Origin of the sequence: Paraburkholderia sediminicola, from assembly GCF_046027825.1 — a bacterium.
Taxonomy (GTDB): domain Bacteria; phylum Pseudomonadota; class Gammaproteobacteria; order Burkholderiales; family Burkholderiaceae; genus Paraburkholderia; species Paraburkholderia sediminicola_D.
In genome coordinates this window covers 1-17,177 of the sequence record NZ_JAQQDU010000020.1, presented here as the reverse complement: position 1 = coordinate 17,177, position 17,177 = coordinate 1, and the positions used below count along the sequence as shown (strand labels likewise).

15 protein-coding genes and 1 pseudogene are annotated in these 17,177 nt (G+C 62.4%); 9 read left to right on the top strand and 7 right to left on the bottom strand.

Going from position 1 to position 17,177, the window contains the following annotated elements; translation table 11 throughout:
• Positions 1-2 precede the first annotated feature (2 nt).
• From PQQ96_RS13495 to PQQ96_RS13480, 4 genes are all read right to left on the bottom strand, one after another.
• A complete protein-coding gene (locus PQQ96_RS13495; protein WP_408292359.1) occupies positions 3-1,154 on the bottom strand; it encodes a DegT/DnrJ/EryC1/StrS family aminotransferase in 1,152 nt (383 codons plus the stop codon).
• A gap of 256 nt (positions 1,155-1,410) precedes the next feature.
• Entirely contained in the window at positions 1,411-1,782 is a 372-nt protein-coding gene (locus PQQ96_RS13490; protein WP_120291601.1) for a DMT family transporter, read from the bottom strand.
• Between the two features lie 25 nt (positions 1,783-1,807).
• On the bottom strand, positions 1,808-3,559 hold the full coding sequence (locus tag PQQ96_RS13485) for a glycosyltransferase family 39 protein (RefSeq protein WP_408292357.1): 1,752 nt from the start codon (positions 3,557-3,559) through the stop codon (positions 1,808-1,810).
• 213 nt (positions 3,560-3,772) lie between these two features.
• Entirely contained in the window at positions 3,773-4,147 is a 375-nt protein-coding gene (locus PQQ96_RS13480) for an Mth938-like domain-containing protein (protein WP_408292355.1), read from the bottom strand.
• A gap of 559 nt (positions 4,148-4,706) precedes the next feature.
• Here PQQ96_RS13480 and PQQ96_RS13475 point away from each other — a divergent pair.
• The 6 genes from PQQ96_RS13475 to PQQ96_RS13450 all read left to right on the top strand — a co-directional run bounded on the left by PQQ96_RS13475 (position 4,707) and on the right by PQQ96_RS13450 (position 11,379).
• Positions 4,707-5,954: a pyridoxal phosphate-dependent aminotransferase gene (locus tag PQQ96_RS13475; protein WP_408292353.1), complete on the top strand. Its 1,248-nt coding sequence runs from the start codon at positions 4,707-4,709 to the stop codon at positions 5,952-5,954.
• A 76-nt stretch (positions 5,955-6,030) separates the two neighbouring features.
• Positions 6,031-7,362 carry a homoserine dehydrogenase gene (locus PQQ96_RS13470; RefSeq protein WP_408292351.1) on the top strand — a complete coding sequence of 444 codons (1,332 nt, stop codon included), beginning with the start codon at positions 6,031-6,033 and terminating at the stop codon, positions 7,360-7,362.
• Between the two features lie 8 nt (positions 7,363-7,370).
• Complete coding sequence (gene thrC, locus PQQ96_RS13465) at positions 7,371-8,822, top strand: threonine synthase (RefSeq protein ID WP_408292350.1); 1,452 nt, start codon at positions 7,371-7,373, stop codon at positions 8,820-8,822.
• A 505-nt stretch (positions 8,823-9,327) separates the two neighbouring features.
• The gene (locus PQQ96_RS13460) at positions 9,328-10,560 is read left to right on the top strand and encodes a molybdopterin molybdotransferase MoeA (RefSeq protein ID WP_408292491.1); all 1,233 of its coding nucleotides are present in this window, start codon (positions 9,328-9,330) and stop codon (positions 10,558-10,560) included.
• A gap of 26 nt (positions 10,561-10,586) precedes the next feature.
• Positions 10,587-10,844 (top strand): molybdopterin converting factor subunit 1, encoded by a 258-nt coding sequence (gene moaD, locus PQQ96_RS13455; protein WP_074284303.1) that lies wholly within the window; start codon positions 10,587-10,589, stop codon positions 10,842-10,844.
• 58 nt (positions 10,845-10,902) lie between these two features.
• Positions 10,903-11,379 (top strand): molybdenum cofactor biosynthesis protein MoaE, encoded by a 477-nt coding sequence (locus PQQ96_RS13450; RefSeq protein WP_408292348.1) that lies wholly within the window; start codon positions 10,903-10,905, stop codon positions 11,377-11,379.
• Between the two features lie 147 nt (positions 11,380-11,526).
• Here PQQ96_RS13450 and PQQ96_RS13445 read toward each other — a convergent pair.
• Positions 11,527-12,085: pseudogene (locus PQQ96_RS13445) on the bottom strand (group III truncated hemoglobin).
• Positions 12,086-12,388: 303 nt separating this feature from the next.
• Between PQQ96_RS13445 and PQQ96_RS13440 the strand changes: the two are divergent.
• Positions 12,389-12,886 carry an Rrf2 family transcriptional regulator gene (locus PQQ96_RS13440; protein ID WP_408292346.1) on the top strand — a complete coding sequence of 166 codons (498 nt, stop codon included), beginning with the start codon at positions 12,389-12,391 and terminating at the stop codon, positions 12,884-12,886.
• 119 nt (positions 12,887-13,005) lie between these two features.
• Entirely contained in the window at positions 13,006-15,603 is a 2,598-nt protein-coding gene (gene clpB / locus PQQ96_RS13435) for an ATP-dependent chaperone ClpB (RefSeq protein WP_408292344.1), read from the top strand.
• Between the two features lie 169 nt (positions 15,604-15,772).
• Here clpB and PQQ96_RS13430 read toward each other — a convergent pair whose 3' ends face one another.
• Both PQQ96_RS13430 and PQQ96_RS13425 read right to left on the bottom strand, forming a co-directional pair.
• Positions 15,773-16,312, bottom strand: coding sequence for a YidB family protein (locus PQQ96_RS13430; RefSeq protein ID WP_408292489.1), 540 nt, complete (start codon positions 16,310-16,312; stop codon positions 15,773-15,775).
• Between the two features lie 66 nt (positions 16,313-16,378).
• Entirely contained in the window at positions 16,379-16,975 is a 597-nt protein-coding gene (locus PQQ96_RS13425) for a ComEA family DNA-binding protein (protein ID WP_408292342.1), read from the bottom strand.
• Here PQQ96_RS13425 and PQQ96_RS13420 point away from each other — a divergent pair.
• The coding region (locus tag PQQ96_RS13420) for a hypothetical protein (RefSeq protein ID WP_408292340.1) at positions 16,974-17,177 on the top strand (204 nt) is incomplete at its 3' end. The genes PQQ96_RS13425 and PQQ96_RS13420 overlap by 2 nt on opposite strands.

The window sequence follows — 17,177 nt, the reverse complement described above, 5'->3', positions numbered from 1 at the left end:
GCTTATTTTCCGTATTGTTCGCAAATTTCGTTGACCGCGTGGCAGACGCGTTCCACGTCGCCTTCGTTCATCAGCGTGAAGAGCGGCAGCGTGACCGTGCTGGCGCCGTAGCGCTCCGCGTGCGGGAACATGCCTTCCTTGAAGCCGCGCGCACGGTACAGCGAAAACAGATGAATCGCAGGATAGTGCACGCCCGAGCCGATGCCACGTTCTTTCAGCGCTCCCATGAAGCCGGCGCGGTCGATCGACAGCTTGTCGAGCGGCAGCGTGATCAGGAACATGTGCCAGTTGCTGTTTTCAAAGTCCGCCAGCGGCAGGCCGACGCCCAGTTGGGCCGCCGCGCCGCCTTCGAAGCCCGCGAAGTAGGCGCGCGCCAGTTTCTTGCGCTGCGCAATGAAGCGTTCGAGATGCGGCAGCTGACCCAGGCCGACGCGCGCGGCAACGTCCGTCAGGTTGTACTTGCCGCCGAGCAGATCGCAATCCATGCCGTCGAAACCCGTGCGGGTGATGCCTTGCAGACGGTACTTCTGCGCGAGGATGGCTTCTTCCTCGTTGTTCAGCACCAGTGCACCGCCTTCGACCGAAGTCAGATTCTTGTTCGCGTGGAAGCTGAACGAGACGATATCGCCGAGCTTGCCGATCCGCTCGCCTTTCCACGTCGAACCGAAGGCCTGCGCGGCGTCTTCGATCACGCGCAGCTTGTGCGCGCGGGCGATGGCATACAGGCGGTCCATATCGACCGGCAGGCCCGACAGATAGACCGGGATGAGCGCCTTGGTGCGCGGCGTGATGGCTTTTTCCAGCAGATCGAGATCAATATTGCGGGTAACCGGGTCGATGTCGGCGAACACCGGCGTCGCGCCGACTTCGTAGATCACGTTGCTGGTCGAGACCCACGAGGCGGGCGTGGTGATGACTTCGTCACCTTCGCCCACACCGGCGATGCGCAGCCCGATTTCGAGCGTGGCCGTGCCCGAGTTGAAGGTGCGCACCGGACGGCCGCCGCAAAACTCCGACAGCGCCGCTTCGAACTTCTGATTCTGCGGGCCGGTGGTGATCCAGCCGGAGCGGAGCACGTCAGCGACACCCTGGATCGTTTCTTCATCGATTTCGGGTTTGACAAACGGCAGGAACGGGACTGTTGACTGGCTCATGAATGCTTCGCTCGATTGAAAGGGGCGCAACCGGAAGGGCGCGAAGTAGACCACAAACTACGCGCAAACCCAAGGCTACGACTAAAAAGGGCGCAACCGCCAAGCTTACCGCGGCCAAGCTTACGTTTTACTTAGCCGGCGACGGTGCCCGGCTTACCGCATCTTTTGCCGCAGATGTTCTCGCCCAGCATGCACTGGCGCCGGCAATAAACGGTAATAAATTGTGCCCGGCAAGGCGCTGCCGGGGCCGTGCCGCCTAGCTGCGCGCCAGGACGACGACGCCGATCAGGATGACGCCAATCCCTACCAGCTTCTGTACTGACATCACTTCGCCGAACAGATACCACGCCGCGAACGCGTTGACGACGTATCCGAGCGACAACATCGGATAGGCAATCGACACGTCCACCCGCGAGAGCCCGACCACCCAGACACCCACGCTGATCACATAACAGGCCAGCCCGCCGATGATCGGCGGCTGCGTCGCGAGGCGAAAGGCGATGGGCAGGATGTTCGCACGGGTGAATTCGAAGTGTCCAACGGCATTCGTTCCGGCTTTGAGCAGTAACTGCGCGCCAGCGTTCAACGTGACGCCTGCGAGGATACAAAAGAGCGAAATCGGGTTCATCGAACGGTCAGATCCTGAGATGGGGTCATTGTTGTGGTTTTTCTACTGGCGCGGATGCATCGGGTGCCGATGCGCCCTGTGCTGCTGCGCCGGCGGCGGGCAGCGGCTTCATCACCACGACCCGGCGCGAGTCGCGTGCGATCACCTGCATCGGCAGTCCCTCTTTGAGCAGCCTGTCGTAAGTCGACGGCGGGATCAGCGCGAGCGCGTAGCGGTCGGTCTTCCAGCGCTCGATCCACGCGTCGACCGTTGGCACCCATTTCTGCGGTTCGACGGACACGCCAAACGCCAGCTCGTCAGGGTGTTCGACCATGATCATCGTGTGGTCGGCGTAGAACGGCAGCGTGTGGTCGAGCACGCCGACCGAGTAGAACGGCGTATCGGCCGGCAATCTGGCGATCTCGGCCTTGATCGCGGGCGCGAGCGGTGCACCGGAGCTCAGGCGGCCGAACACGTCGTGACCCGTACCGGCGATCGTGCCGAGCAGCAACCACGCCGCACCGAAGCTCGCGACGGCGCCGAGGGTGCCGGAGCGGCTGCGGCGGTTCAGCCACAGTGCTGCCAGCGTGAACACGAAGGCGACGCCGAGTGCCGCCAGCACCCACACGCGGTATTCGACATACAGCTCAGTCGGGTTGCGCGCGTCGCCAAAGCGCGACAGGAACAGCGCAGCAAACGCGGCCACGACGAGAAACAGCGCATAGCCGGCCAGATGGCGGCGCAACTGGTCACGCGTGACGAGCGGCAGGTACATGCCGATCAGAAGCGCGATGGGCGGCGCGATCGGCAGCGTGTAGGACAGGAGCTTCGAGTGGGACGCGCTGAAGAACAGGAAGATGAACGCGGTCCACACCAGCATCAGCGTGACCGGCGCGAAGCCGTTCGGCTGGCGCGGCAGGCGCCATGCATGGCGAAGACTTTGCACGGTGACCGACAGCCACGGCAGGAAGCCGACCAGCAGCACCGGCACGAAGTAGTAGAAGGGCCCCGGGCGGTTCTGTTCGGGCGTCAGATAGCGCTTGAACTGCTGAACGATGAAGAAGAAATTCAGGAATTCCGGGTTGCGCTGTTGCACCAGCACGAACCACGGCGTGACGATCACGAAGAACACGATCAGGCCGCCGATCAGGTGCAGACGCTTCCACACAGCCCAGTCGCGCGCGACGAGGGTGTACAGCACCAGCACCGCTCCCGGCAGGATCAGGCCGACGAGTCCCTTGGACAGTACCGCCAGCGCCATCGCCCCCCAGCAGACCCACATCCATGCCCGCACGTTGGCTGTCGGCAGGTTGGGGCGCTGCGCCAGCAGCAGCGCGCAGAGCGTCAGCTCCATCCAGAACGACAGGCCCATGTCGAGCGTGTTGAAGTGGCCCATCAGGTTCCAGTAGGGCGACGTAGCCAGCACGATCGCCGCGAATACGCCGGTCGCCGCGTTGAACACGCGCGCGCCGGTGAAGCCGATCAGCAGCACGCCCGCAAAGCCCGTCAGCGCGGTGTAGAGCCGCGCCTGCCATTCGCCGATGCCGAACCACGCGAACGTGAGCGCGTTCGCCCAGGTTTGCAACGGCGGTTTCTCGAAATACTTGTAGCCGTTGTAGCGCGGCGTGATCCAGTCGCCGGTGACGAACATTTCGCGCGCCATTTCGGCGTAGCGGCCTTCGTCGCTCGGCAGCAGATGGCGCCAGCCGAGCGGCACGAACCAGATCACGGCGAGGGCCAGCACCAGCAGCAGGATCGTGGTGCGATTGAGCGGTAGCCTCGTCGGCGTATCGTTCATGGATTTCAACCTTTTTGTGCGACGCCGCATGGGCGGCGAGGCGATGTTATCTGGACATGGCGGTTGTCGGCACGGCACCGACGGCGCGCAGTGTACGTTATCGGCCGTGACGCGGCCAGGGCGCGCGGCCGCTTGCGGCCACGCGAACGCTGTGATGCCGCGCATGGGCGGTATGCGCCTGCACGCTAACGACCCTGCGGTGGCGCGGCACCGCTATGCTTCGATCAGCAACGCGGCCGCGACCTTACGGCCCTCGGCCATCAGAATGTTGTAGGTGCGGCAAGCCGCCTTGAAGTCCATGGTTTCGACGCCAATGCGTTTGGCGGTGAGGGCGGCGGTCAGACGCGGATGCGGGAAGCGCAGCCGTTCACCGCTGCCGAATATGACCACTTCGGGCGCCGATTCCACCAGCATGGCGAAGTGTTCGGCGCTCAGCGCGTCGAAAGAGGAGACCGGCCAGGCAATGACGGGCGCCTCGGGCAGCACGAGAATGCTGCCCGAATGGCGCACCAGATTGATTTCGACATAGTCGGCGCCGTAGCCGGTGACGGTGTTGAGGGCGCCGCTGGAATCCTGATGTAATTTCAAATTCGTTTTCCGAAGTCGTCGTGAGACATCATGCGTGTTGGCGGCCTGACCGGGCGGAGCCGAAGCATGGCGGTTTGACGCGAGTCAGACACGCGAGTGGGGCAGAAGCGGCCGAAAAGGCTTGCCGTTGCGGTTGGTGCATTGCGGAAGTCGGCCAAAATCCGCTAAATTATAACTTTTTAGCCGCCTTGCGGCGCCCCTCGCTCAAGTGCCGCCTCATGTGCTGTCATAAGCCGCCCTGAGGGCACGGGCGCGGCCCACCGGCTACCTGCCTTGGTTCTGCCCGCTTTTCGACTGTTTTTTGCCAGTTTCTGGTCGGCTTCTGGTCTGTTTGTGGCCTGATCTGGACCTGCTTTTGGGTTGCTTTCGACCTGCTTTCGGCCTGTTTCGCTGCTGCACCGGCGCAATTCGCCGGCCGCGCGCCTTACCGGCCCGGAAAGTCAGCCCAATCCGTGTCTGGCGGCTGTGCCGCGTCATAATTCCCCGTATCGGTGGACTTGCCTGGCGCCCCGTTTTTTTTTGCTCCCGCTTGTTCGCCCAAGCCCAACAACAGGATGAAGTGCCTGCCGTGAAACCGATTCTCAAATCCAACAAGTTGTTGAATGTCTGCTACGACATCCGCGGGCCTGTCCTCGAACATGCGAAACGGCTCGAAGAAGAGGGCCACCGCATCATCAAGCTGAACATCGGCAATCTCGCGCCGTTCGGCTTCGACGCGCCGGATGAAATCATCCAGGACATGATTCTGAATCTGCCGGGCTCCTCCGGCTACTCGGATTCGAAGGGTGTGTTCGCCGCGCGCAAGGCGATCATGCATTACACGCAGCAAAAGGGCGTACATGGCGTCGAACTGGACGACATCTATATCGGCAATGGCGCTTCCGAGCTGATCGTGATGGCGCTGCAGGGCCTCCTGAACGACGGCGACGAAGTGTTGCTGCCCGCGCCGGACTACCCGCTGTGGACCGCCGGCGTCAGCCTGTCGGGCGGTACGCCGGTGCATTACATCTGCGACGAATCGAACCGCTGGATGCCCGATCTGGACGACATTCGCGCGAAAATCACGCCGAATACGCGTGCGCTCGTGGTCATCAATCCGAACAACCCCACCGGCGCGCTGTACTCGGACGAACTGCTGCTCGGCCTGATCGAGATTGCCCGCCAGCACGGCCTCGTGATCTTCGCCGACGAGGTCTACGACAAGATCGTCTACGACGGCAAGAAGCACACGTCGATGGCCGCGCTCTCCGAAGATGTGCTCACGGTCACATTCAACAGCCTCTCGAAGAGCTACCGTTCGTGCGGCTACCGTGCCGGCTGGATGTTCATCTCGGGCCTGACCGGCGAGAACCGCCGCAATGCCAAAGACTATTTCGAGGGGCTCGGTATTCTGGCCTCGATGCGCCTGTGCCCGAACGTGCCCGGCCAGTACGCGATCCAGACCGCGCTGGGCGGCTATCAGAGCATCAACGACCTGATCGTGCCGAGCGGGCGCCTGTACAAACAGCGCGAACTCGCGTATGACATGCTGACGGCCATCCCCGGCGTGAGTTGCGTGAAGCCCGAGGCGGCGCTGTACATGTTCCCGCGCCTCGATCCGAAGATTTATCCAATCCAGGACGACCAGCAGTTCATCCTCGACCTTCTGCTGGAAGAGCGCGTGCTGCTGGTTCAAGGCACCGGTTTCAACTGGAAGACGCCGGATCACTTCCGCGTCGTGTTCCTGCCGAACGTGGACGATCTCGCGGATTCGATCAACCGGATCGCGCGTTACCTCGACGGTTACCGCAAACGCCACACGGCTTGAGATGGGCGGTGCGCTTCGCGCGCGCCGCTGCCAGCCCCCGTTTCCTTTTAATCACTTACTCGAAAACACACGCTGCATGGAACCGATCAAAGTTGGACTGCTGGGCTTCGGCACGGTAGGCAGCGGCACCTTCACGGTACTGCGCCGCAATCAGGAAGAAATCAAACGCCGCGCGGGCCGCGGCATCGAGATTGCGCGCATTGCCGTGCGCAATCCCGCCAAGGCGACAGCGGCGCTCGGCAGTGAAGCCGGCACCGTGGCGCTGACCGATGACTTCAACGCGGTGGTCGACGATCCGTCGATCGATATCGTGGCGGAAATGATTGGCGGCACGGGCGTGGCGCGCGACCTCGTCCTGCGCGCGATCAAAAACCGCAAGCATGTGGTCACGGCCAACAAGGCGCTGCTCGCCGTGCACGGTACGGAGATTTTCGAAGCGGCGCGCGCCAACGGCGTGATGGTGTCGTTCGAGGCAGCGGTGGCGGGTGGCATTCCGATCATCAAGGCGCTGCGCGAGGGGCTCACGGCCAATCGCATCCAGTACATCGCGGGCATCATCAACGGTACGACGAATTACATCCTGTCGGAGATGCGCGACCGTGGGCTCGACTTCGCGACTGCGCTGAAAGCCGCGCAGGAGCTGGGTTACGCCGAAGCCGATCCGACCTTCGACATCGAAGGCGTGGACGCCGCCCACAAGGCGACGATCATGAGCGCAATCGCGTTCGGCGTGCCGGTGCAATTCGACAAGGCGTACGTCGAAGGCATTAGCAAACTGGCTGCAATCGACATCAAATACGCTGAAGAACTTGGCTATCGCATCAAGCTGCTCGGCATCTCGCGCCGTACGGACAAGGGCATCGAATTGCGCGTGCATCCCACGCTGATTCCGGAAAAACGCCTGCTGGCGAACGTGGAAGGCGCCATGAACGCGGTCGTCGTGCACGGCGACGCGGTTGGCTCCACGCTGTACTACGGCAAGGGCGCGGGCGCGGAGCCGACGGCATCCGCCGTGGTGGCCGACCTGGTCGACGTGACGCGTCTGCACACGGCGGATCCGGAGCATCGCGTGCCGCATCTGGCGTTCCAGCCGGACAGCCTGTCGAGCACGCCGATTCTGCCGATCGACGAAGTGACGAGCGGCTATTACCTGCGTCTGCGCGTGGCGGACGTGACCGGCGTGCTGGCCGACATCACGCGCATTCTGGCGGATCGGGGCATCTCGATCGACGCACTGCTGCAGAAGGAATCGGAGCAGGTCGACGCGAACGGCAAGGGCGAGACCGACATCATCCTGATTACGCACGAAACGGTTGAAAAGAACGTCAACGCGGCGATCAAGACGATCGAAGCGCTGAAGACCGTTGTCTCGCAAGTCACGAAGCTGCGCATGGAAGCGCTGAACTAGGCCGAACTATGAACTACCTTTCTACGCGCGGCGCCGGAGCCGGCGAGCGCCATACGTTTTCCGAGATTCTGCTGGGCGGTCTTGCTAAAGATGGCGGTCTGTACCTGCCGGCGGAATATCCGAGCGTCACGGCTGACGAACTGACGCGCTGGCGCACGCTGCCGTATGCGGACCTCGCCTTCGAGATCCTGTCGAAATTCAGCGACGACATTCCCGCTGAGGACCTGCGTGCGCTGACGCGCAAGACCTATACGGCGGAGACGTACTGCAACGTGCGCGACGACGAAAGCGCCGCGCAGATCACGCCGTTGAAGACGCTGGGCGTCGAGAACGGCGCGCCGCTGTCGCTGCTGGAACTGTCGAACGGGCCGACACTTGCGTTCAAGGACATGGCGATGCAGTTGATCGGCAACCTGTTCGAGTACGCGCTGGCGCGGCACGGCGAGACGTTGAACATTCTGGGCGCGACGTCGGGCGACACCGGCAGTGCTGCTGAATACGCGATGCGCGGCAAGAAGGGCATTAGTGTGTTCATGCTGTCGCCGCACAAGAAGATGAGCGCGTTCCAGACCGCGCAGATGTACAGCCTGCAGGACCCGAACATTTTCAACATTGCGGTTGAGGGTGTGTTCGACGATGCCCAGGACATCGTGAAGGCGGTGTCGAACGACCACGCGTTCAAGGCGAAGTACAAGATCGGCACGGTCAACTCGATCAACTGGGCGCGTGTGGTGGCTCAGGTTGTCTATTACTTCAAAGGCTACTTTGCCGCGACGAAGTCGAACGACGAGCGCGTGTCGTTCACGGTGCCGTCGGGCAATTTCGGCAACGTGTGCGCGGGTCACATCGCGCGCATGATGGGTTTGCCGATTGAGAAGCTGGTCGTCGCCACGAACGAAAACGACGTGCTGGACGAGTTCTTCCGTACTGGTATTTACCGTGTGCGCAAGGCGGCTGAGACGTATCACACGAGCAGCCCGAGCATGGACATTTCGAAGGCCTCAAACTTCGAGCGTTTCGTGTTCGACCTGCTGGGCCGCGACCCGGCGCGCGTGCTGCAACTGTTCCGCGACGTCGAGGAGAAGGGTGGTTTCGACCTCGCGGCGAGCGGCGATTTTGCGCGCGTTCAGGAATTCGGTTTCGTATCCGGCCGCAGCAGCCACGAGGACCGTGTGAACGCGATCCGCGACGTCTTCGAGCGCTACGACACGATGATCGACACGCACACGGCAGACGGCTTGAAGGTGGCGCGCGAGCATTTGCAGGCGGGCATCCCGATGATCGTGCTCGAGACGGCACAGCCGATCAAGTTCGGCGAGACGATTCGCGAAGCGCTGCTGCGCGAACCGGAGCGCCCAGCCGCGTTCTCGGGACTGGAGTCACTACCCCAGCGTTTCGAAGTGCTGCCGGCCGACGTCCAGCGCGTAAAGGACTTCATCGCCGCAAACACAGGCGAGTAACCCCTGCATCGAGCGCGACCGAGTCGCGCTCGATGCAACCAGTGAGCTTGACAAGAAGTACCGCCACGGCGCGCGCAGCGCCGCCGGAAGAATGACACCTTTGTCACTCACGCCGAATGTGCGAGAACACAGATTCCAGATGCACCACTACCGTCGCTGCGCGGGGGACCCGCTTAGCAGAGGGGTCTAGCCGCTTTCTTTGCTTATCTTTCTTTGCGGAGGGGCGGCAAAGAAAGTAAGTGCCGCCCCGCACAGGGGCAACGCTAATAAACCAATAAGAATTCAAGGAAAGGCCCACGCCGCAGGCGCACAGAGAACAAGCGCCGCGCAGGCAAACAAATCAAGGAAAGGCCAACGCCCCAGGCACACAAAAAACACCACCGCCAAAGGCAAAACCCCCCTATAACTCCCGGCCGCCACCGGCGACCCTCACCGCCCGCTACAATATTCCTTTACCCAGCGGCTCCGAGACCAGAAGATGTCCACCCCAACGCCCCGCGCACCGATGCTCTCCACCGCCGAAGCGTTGGCGACCCTGCTGAGCGCAGCGAGCCCGATCACCGGCACCGAATCGATCCCCACGCTGGAAGCGCTCAACCGCGTCCTATCGGCCGACGTCATTTCACCGCTGGACGTCCCCCCAATGAACACCAGTTCAATGGACGGCTACGCGATCCGCACGGAAGACCTGACAACTGACGGCAACCGCCGCCTGGCAATCTCGCAACGCATTCCAGCCGGCCACGCACCCGAGCCGCTAAAACCAGGCACGGCAGCCCGCATCTTCACAGGTGCCACAGTGCCGCCAGGCGCCGACGCCATCGTGATGCAGGAACAAACCGAAACAAGCGGCAACGAAGTCACATTGCTCCACAGCCCGGCACCCGGTGAATGGATCACAGCCCAAGGCGCGGACATCCGCAGCGGCTCGATCATCCTGCCAGCGGGCACGCGCCTGACGCCACAAGCATTGGGCCTCGCCGCCTCGGTCGGCTGCGCCGAGCTCCAGGTACGCCGCCGCGTAAAAGTCGCCGTGTTCTTCACCGGCGACGAACTGACCATGCCAGGCGAGCCGCTGAAACCCGGTGCGATCTACAACTCGAACCGTTTCACACTGCGCGGACTGCTGGAAAACCTGGGCTGCGACGTCACCGACTTCGGCATCGTCCCCGATAAACTCGACGCTACCCGCGCCACGCTGCGCGAAGCCGCGCAAGCGCACGATCTGATCCTCACGTGCGGCGGCGTGTCCGTCGGCGAGGAGGATCACGTCAAGCCGGCAGTCGAGGCGGAAGGGCGCCTGTCGATGTGGCAGATCGCGATGAAACCGGGCAAACCGCTCGCGTTCGGCGCCGTACGCCGTGCTGCGCAGCAAACGGGTGCGGCTTCGTCAGACGAAACCTTCTTCATCGGCCTGCCGGGCAATCCGGTCTCCAGCTTTGCGACCTTTTTGCTGTTTGTTCGCCCCTTCGTCCTGTTGCTAGCCGGCATGCGGACGGTGGCCCCGCGCGCGCTGTCGCTGCGCGCGGATTTCACGCAAAAAAAGGCCGACCGTCGCAACGAGTTCCTGCGTGCGCGCATCAACGCAGCCGGCGGTCTCGATCTGTTTCCGAATCAGAGCTCGGCCGTGCTGACATCGACCGTCTGGGGCGACGGCGTGATCGACAATCCGCCGAACCACGCAATCAGCGTCGGCGAGACCGTACGTTTCATTCCCTTTTCCGAATTGCTGAACTGAGGCCGGCAACAGCCGGCGGCTTCCCGATGAAGATTCAACTCCGATATTTTGCAAGCGTGCGCGAAGCGCTCGACACAGCCGACGAAACGGTCGATCTGCCCGACGGCATCGCGACCGTCGGCGACGTGCGCGGCTGGTTGCGCGTGCGCGGTGGCATCTGGGCGGACACCCTCGCGGAAGGCCGAGCGCTGCGCATGGCCTGCAATCACGTGATGACCGACGCCGGCACACGCATCACCGAAGGGTGCGAAGTCGCGTTTTTTCCGCCCGTCACCGGCGGCTGAGCCGAACCGGATCGTCACTCAACGCGCTAAGCCTCGCTAAGCCGCACAGGAGCCAGAGATGCCCGTTCGCGTCCAGACGGAAGATTTCGACCTCACCGCCGAGGTCGCCGCGTTGCGCGCGCGCAATCCGAAGATCGGCGCGGTGGCCTGTTTTGTCGGCACCGTCCGCGATCTGAACGACGGCAGCACGGTCGAAACCATGGAGCTCGAACACTATCCGGGCATGACGGAGAAGTCGCTGGAAGCGATCGTCGTGAGTGCGCGCGAGCGTTGGCCGGGGATCGAAGTGCTGATCGTGCACCGGGTCGGCAAGCTTTATCCGCTTGACCAGATCGTGCTGGTGGCGACTACCGCCGCCCATCGGGGCGACGCTTTCGCGTCGTGCGAGTTCGTGATGGACTATCTGAAGACCCAGGCGCCGTTATGGAAGAAAGAGAAAACCGAAGAAGGCGAACGCTGGGTCGACGCCCGCGTCACCGACGACGCGGCGCTGGCCAGGTGGGGTGTCGAATCGGGTAACCAGGACGCGGATTAGGAGGGCGCCGGATTCAGCCCCGAAGCTGGCCGGCCAGCGCGACCGGAACGCTTCAGCGCATCTTTATCGCATGTTCGGGTACCTTCCAGGCCCCTTGAGCGCGTCATGGCCTTCGTGCGACCCTGGGCCATCTATCGGGCACCTCCGTCAGTCAGTCTGCGCCTTGCCGATGATCCTCGTCGGGAACGGCTCACCAGGTCGCCGCGTCGAGGCACCCGGAGCATGCGGTTCGTGCGGGTCATCCTCCGCGCGGCCGCTTCGGCGCGACGCGATCCAGCAACGCCTGCTGCTCCGCCGGAATCTTGTAATCCCAGCCGAAGCGGCTCAACTGCAAACTCTGCGCGATACGCAGCGCCGGCTCCATAAAGCGGACCGCGGCAGCCGGCTGATAACGCGACTCCACCGTATCCAGAAACAGATACAGCCAGCGGCTGAAATGCTGCGGCTCAACGCCTTCGAGCGGCTGATGCGCCTGCTGCACATTGCCGCGGTATTGCTTCGCGCCCAGCACAAGACTGCCCCAGAACGTGCACATCTTGGGCAAGTGGTCGTCCCAACGGCCTGCCAGCGTCGCCTCGAACACGGGGCCAAGCAGCGGATCGGCGCGCACACGGTCGTAAAAGCCGTAGACGAGCTCGCGAATATTCGCCTCAGTCGGCTCGGCGGCGCGCTCGACAGCCGGTGAGGCGGGAAAAGACTGGTTCATGCAAATCCCAGATAATGCAATTATTCAATATGAATCGCCACACGGCGCCACAGACCGTCAGGAATGACCTCGAACTGCGTCCAAACGAAAGGAACTAGGCCACGAATGCCCCGCTTTTCGCATGAACGGCTCGTGCGGGAAACGTTACCATTATTGCCGAAAGACAAACACCGACTGTCAGCGCAAAATAAGAAACATGCGTGGCGCCTGCATCTTATGGCGAAGCGACGGCCCCCTGCAACCCTTGCATCGACGCGGTTATCCCCCGGATCGCGGCTTGCGCTCATCGTGGCACCTGCACTTATGAGACTGACCGACTATACGGATTACTCATTACGCGTCCTGTTGTATCTCACCGTCCGCGGTGAAGGCTTATCGACCATTCAGGACATCTCGGACGCGTACGGGATCTCCAAGAACCATTTGATGAAGGTGGTGCAGCAACTCGGCGAACTCGGCTGGGTCGAGACCGTGCGCGGGCGTAACGGCGGCCTGCGGCTCGCCGAACAAACCAGCGCGTTGACGGTGGGCGAGATCGTGCGGGCCACGGAAAGCGACTTTGCGCTGGTTGGCTGTTTCCCGGACCAGCAAGGTGAGCGTCGCGCCTGTGTCATTACACCGCACTGCCGTTTGCGCGGCGCCCTTGAGGCGGCACGCAACGCGTTCCTCGCCGAACTCGACCGCCACACGATCGGCGAGGTTGCAGCGCCACACGGCCCGCTGGCTGCGCTGCTGGGTTTAAGCGCCGTCATCCCGATCGTGCCGGTCACTTCTGCTGGCGGCGCCACGCCGGTTTCCTGAAATCTGGCGGCAAGTTCTCGCGCGTCAAATGTTAAATAGTTGCTGCTGGTTGCAAAAAAGCGCTTGAAACCTGTGTAAAACGCCTCAATTTGGTGGTAATCGAAATTGGAGGTCTCTTGATGAGAATCGACAAACTTACCACTAAATTCCAGGAAGCACTGGCCGACGCCCAGAGTCTCGCCGTCGGTCATGACAATCAATACATTGAACCGGTTCACGTCCTGTCGGCGCTCGTCGCCCAGCAGGATGGTTCGGCGCGTTCGCTGCTTTCACGCGCCGGCGTGCACGTCCAGGCGCTGCAAACCGCGCTGAACGATGCCATCACGCGCCTGCCGCAAGTGCAGGGCACGGACGGCAACGTGCAGATCGGCCGCGAGCTGACCGGTTTGCTGAACCAGGCGGACAAGGAAGCACAGAAACTCAACGACACGTTCATCGCGAGCGAGATGTTCCTGCTCGCGGTCGCCGATGATAAAGGCGAGGCCGGCCGCCTCGCGCGTCAGCACGGTCTGTCGCGCAAGTCGCTGGAAAGCGCGATCGCGGCGGTGCGCGGCGGTTCGCAAGTGCATAGCCAGGACGCCGAAAGCCAGCGTGAAGCGCTGAAAAAGTACACCGTCGATCTGACCGAGCGTGCGCGTGCGGGCAAGCTCGACCCCGTGATCGGCCGTGACGACGAAATTCGCCGCTCGATCCAGATCCTGCAGCGCCGCACCAAGAACAATCCGGTGCTGATCGGCGAGCCGGGCGTGGGTAAGACCGCGATCGTCGAAGGCCTCGCGCAGCGTATCGTCAACGGCGAAGTGCCGGAAACGCTGAAAGGCAAGCGTGTGCTGTCTTTGGACATGGCGGCCTTGCTGGCCGGCGCGAAGTACCGCGGCGAGTTCGAAGAGCGCCTGAAGGCCGTGCTGAACGACATTGCGAAAGACGAAGGCCAGACCATCGTCTTCATCGACGAAATTCACACGATGGTCGGCGCGGGCAAGGCCGAAGGCGCAATGGACGCGGGCAATATGCTCAAGCCGGCGCTCTCGCGCGGCGAACTGCATTGCGTCGGCGCCACCACGCTCGACGAATATCGCAAGTACATCGAGAAGGACGCCGCGCTCGAGCGCCGCTTCCAGAAGGTGCTGGTCGACGAACCGTCGGTCGAGGCGACCATCGCGATCCTGCGCGGTTTGCAGGAGAAGTACGAACTGCATCACGGCGTCGACATCACCGACCCGGCGATTGTCGCCGCAGCCGAACTGTCGCATCGCTACATCACGGATCGTTTTCTGCCGGACAAGGCCATCGACCTGATCGACGAAGCCGCTTCGAAGATCAAGATGGAAATCGATTCGAAGCCGGAAGAGATGGATCGGCTCGACCGTCGTTTGATCCAGTTGAAGATCGAACGCGAAGCGGTCAAGAAGGAAAAGGACGAGGCGTCGCAAAAGCGGCTGCAACTGATCGAAGAAGAAATCGAGCGGCTGGATCGTGAGTATTCGGACCTCGAAGAAATCTGGACCGCGGAAAAAGCGGCGGTGCAGGGCAGCGCGCAGTTGAAGGAAGACATTGAAAAAACGCGTGCGGAAATCATTCGCTTGCAGCGTGAAGGCAAGCTGGAAAAGGTCGCCGAGTTGCAGTACGGCAAGCTGCCGGGTCTTGAGGCTCAGTTGAAGGAAGTGACCCAGGCCGAAGCGAAAGAGCAGAACAACCCGACCCGGCCGCGTTTGTTGCGCACGCAGGTGGGCGCAGAAGAAATCGCAGAAGTCGTCTCGCGTTCCACGGGCATTCCGGTGTCGCGCATGATGCAGGGCGAGCGCGAAAAGCTGCTGCAGATCGAGGAGAAACTGCACGACCGCGTGGTCGGTCAGGACGAAGCGATCACGGCGGTGGCGGATGCAATTCGCCGTTCACGCGCGGGTCTGGCGGATCCGAACCGGCCGTATGGCTCGTTCCTGTTCCTTGGGCCGACCGGTGTGGGCAAGACTGAGCTGTGCAAGGCGCTGGCGTCGTTCCTGTTCGATTCGGAAGATCATCTGATCCGTATCGACATGAGCGAATTCATGGAGAAGCATAGCGTCGCGCGTTTGATCGGCGCGCCGCCGGGCTATGTCGGCTACGAGGAAGGGGGTTACCTGACCGAAGCCGTGCGCCGCAAGCCTTACAGCGTGATCCTGCTGGACGAAATCGAGAAGGCGCATCCGGATGTATTCAATGTCCTGCTGCAAGTGCTCGACGACGGCCGCATGACCGATGGCCAGGGCCGTACCGTGGACTTCAAGAACACGGTGATCGTGATGACGTCGAACCTCGGTTCGCAGGTGATCCAGGCGATGGTCGGCGAGCCGCAGGAAGCGGTGAAGGACGCAGTCTGGGAAGAAGTGAAACTGCATTTCCGGCCTGAGTTCCTGAACCGGATCGACGACGTCGTGGTGTTCCATGCGCTTGACCGTTCGAACATCCAGTCGATCGCGCGGATTCAGTTACAGCGTCTGCACGAACGGCTTGCCAAGCTCGACATGCAACTGGTGGTGTCGGACGCGGCGCTCGAGCATGTCGGCAAGGTGGGCTACGATCCGCTGTTCGGGGCGCGGCCGTTGAAGCGAGCCATCCAGCAGGAGATCGAGAACCCGGTCGCCAAGCTGATCCTCGCCGGCAAGTTCGGTCCGAAGGACGTGATTCCGGTCGAAGTGGAAGACGGCAAGCTGGTGTTCGACCGCATCGTGCATTAAGCGGTGTTCCTGTCACCCCTGCTGCGCGTATCGCCGCGCCGGCAGGGCGGCGGTGGTTGAGCCGCCCCTGGCGGACGAATGAAAAAAGGGCAACGAATCTTGATTCGTTGCCCTTTTTGTTTGCCGCGCTGCGTCTGAATCAGCGCGGTGGCGGCCGGTAAGTTCGACGTTACGCGTTGCCCTTGCCGAACAGCGACGACAGACTGCCAAGCGCACCGAGCACGCTGCTCGCGTTCACCTGGCCCTCGGCGGGCACTTCACCATTGGGCGTCGCCGCGTTGACGACGTGCGGCAGAATCTGCGACAGGAGGCCCGCGACCTGATCCGGCTGCACGCCGGCTTTCGCTGCGAGGCCGGCGACAGCATCCGAGCCAAGCACGCTGTGTAGTGCATCGGGTGCGATCGCCTGGTTCTCACCATTACCGACCCACGACGAAACGACGTCGCCGAGGCCCTTTTCCTTGAAGCTGCTGATCAGGCCGTTCAGGCCGCCCGGCTGGTTGTTGACGAATTCCAGTGCGGCTGAAACGAGGGCTTGCTGACCACCGCCTTCAGGCGATTTGCCAACCAGGGAACCGATAGTGTCGAGTAGGCTCATGACGGTCTCTCTTGAATGCCGACCCGTGTTTGACGAGTCAGCGGGTGAAAACGCCGCGCGGTCGCGCGGCGCCGGTGGAGGGGAGGCGGACGGGAGCGGGGCAGCGCTTATGTGTCCATCACGCGTGCATCACACGTGACCCGCGCATGCCACGATGTTGCCGGCGCTCTATCCAGTTTACGCGCCGCCAGAGGCAGCCGCAGCCGATGCAGCCTTGCTCTTCTTCGCCTTCTTCTTCGAAGCCTTGGTGCCGGATGCGTCGGCCGGCGCGCTAGCAGCGGCCGCCACAGCCGGCGAGGACGCCGCTGCCGCGTCGGACGCCGCAGCCTTGCTCTTTTTCTTCGACTTCGACGGCTTGGTGCCGGATGCCTCAGCAGGCGCAGCCGGTGCCGCGGGTGCTGTTGTCGCGGCCGCGGCGGTCGCCGCAGACGCGGCTGCCGGTGCTGCCTTGGTGCTGGCGGTGCTGCTGGACTTCGCGGCGGCCTTGGCGCCGGTGGGCGGCGTGGACGCACCATTGACGGTCAAACCGGCCGCTTCGAGATTGGTCACTGATTTGGTGCCGAGGCCTTTGACGCGGCTGGCGAGATCATCGGCATCCTTGAACGGACCGTTCTTGGTGCGTTCGTCGATGATTGCTTTTGCATGCACTGGGCCGATGCCCTTGACCGATTCGAGCGCCGCCTGGTCGGCGGAATTCACTTCAACGGCCGCCGCAAATCCGGCCGACAGCGACAAAGCCAAAGCAAGGCACAGCATCAAAAGCTTCTTCAGCATGGCAAGCACTCCATTGAGGGCAAAAAAAGTTAGCCGCAAAGGGAAAACTCGGGACGACGCATCCTGTCAGCAGACGCTGCGCTTAAGCATAGAACAAATTGCGCGCCCTTATTTCAAAACGCCGACGATTTATACCGATCGATTCATGACAAGTAAATCAGGCCTGACAATATTTGAAGCTTTTGCCTGGCGATTAAGCGGT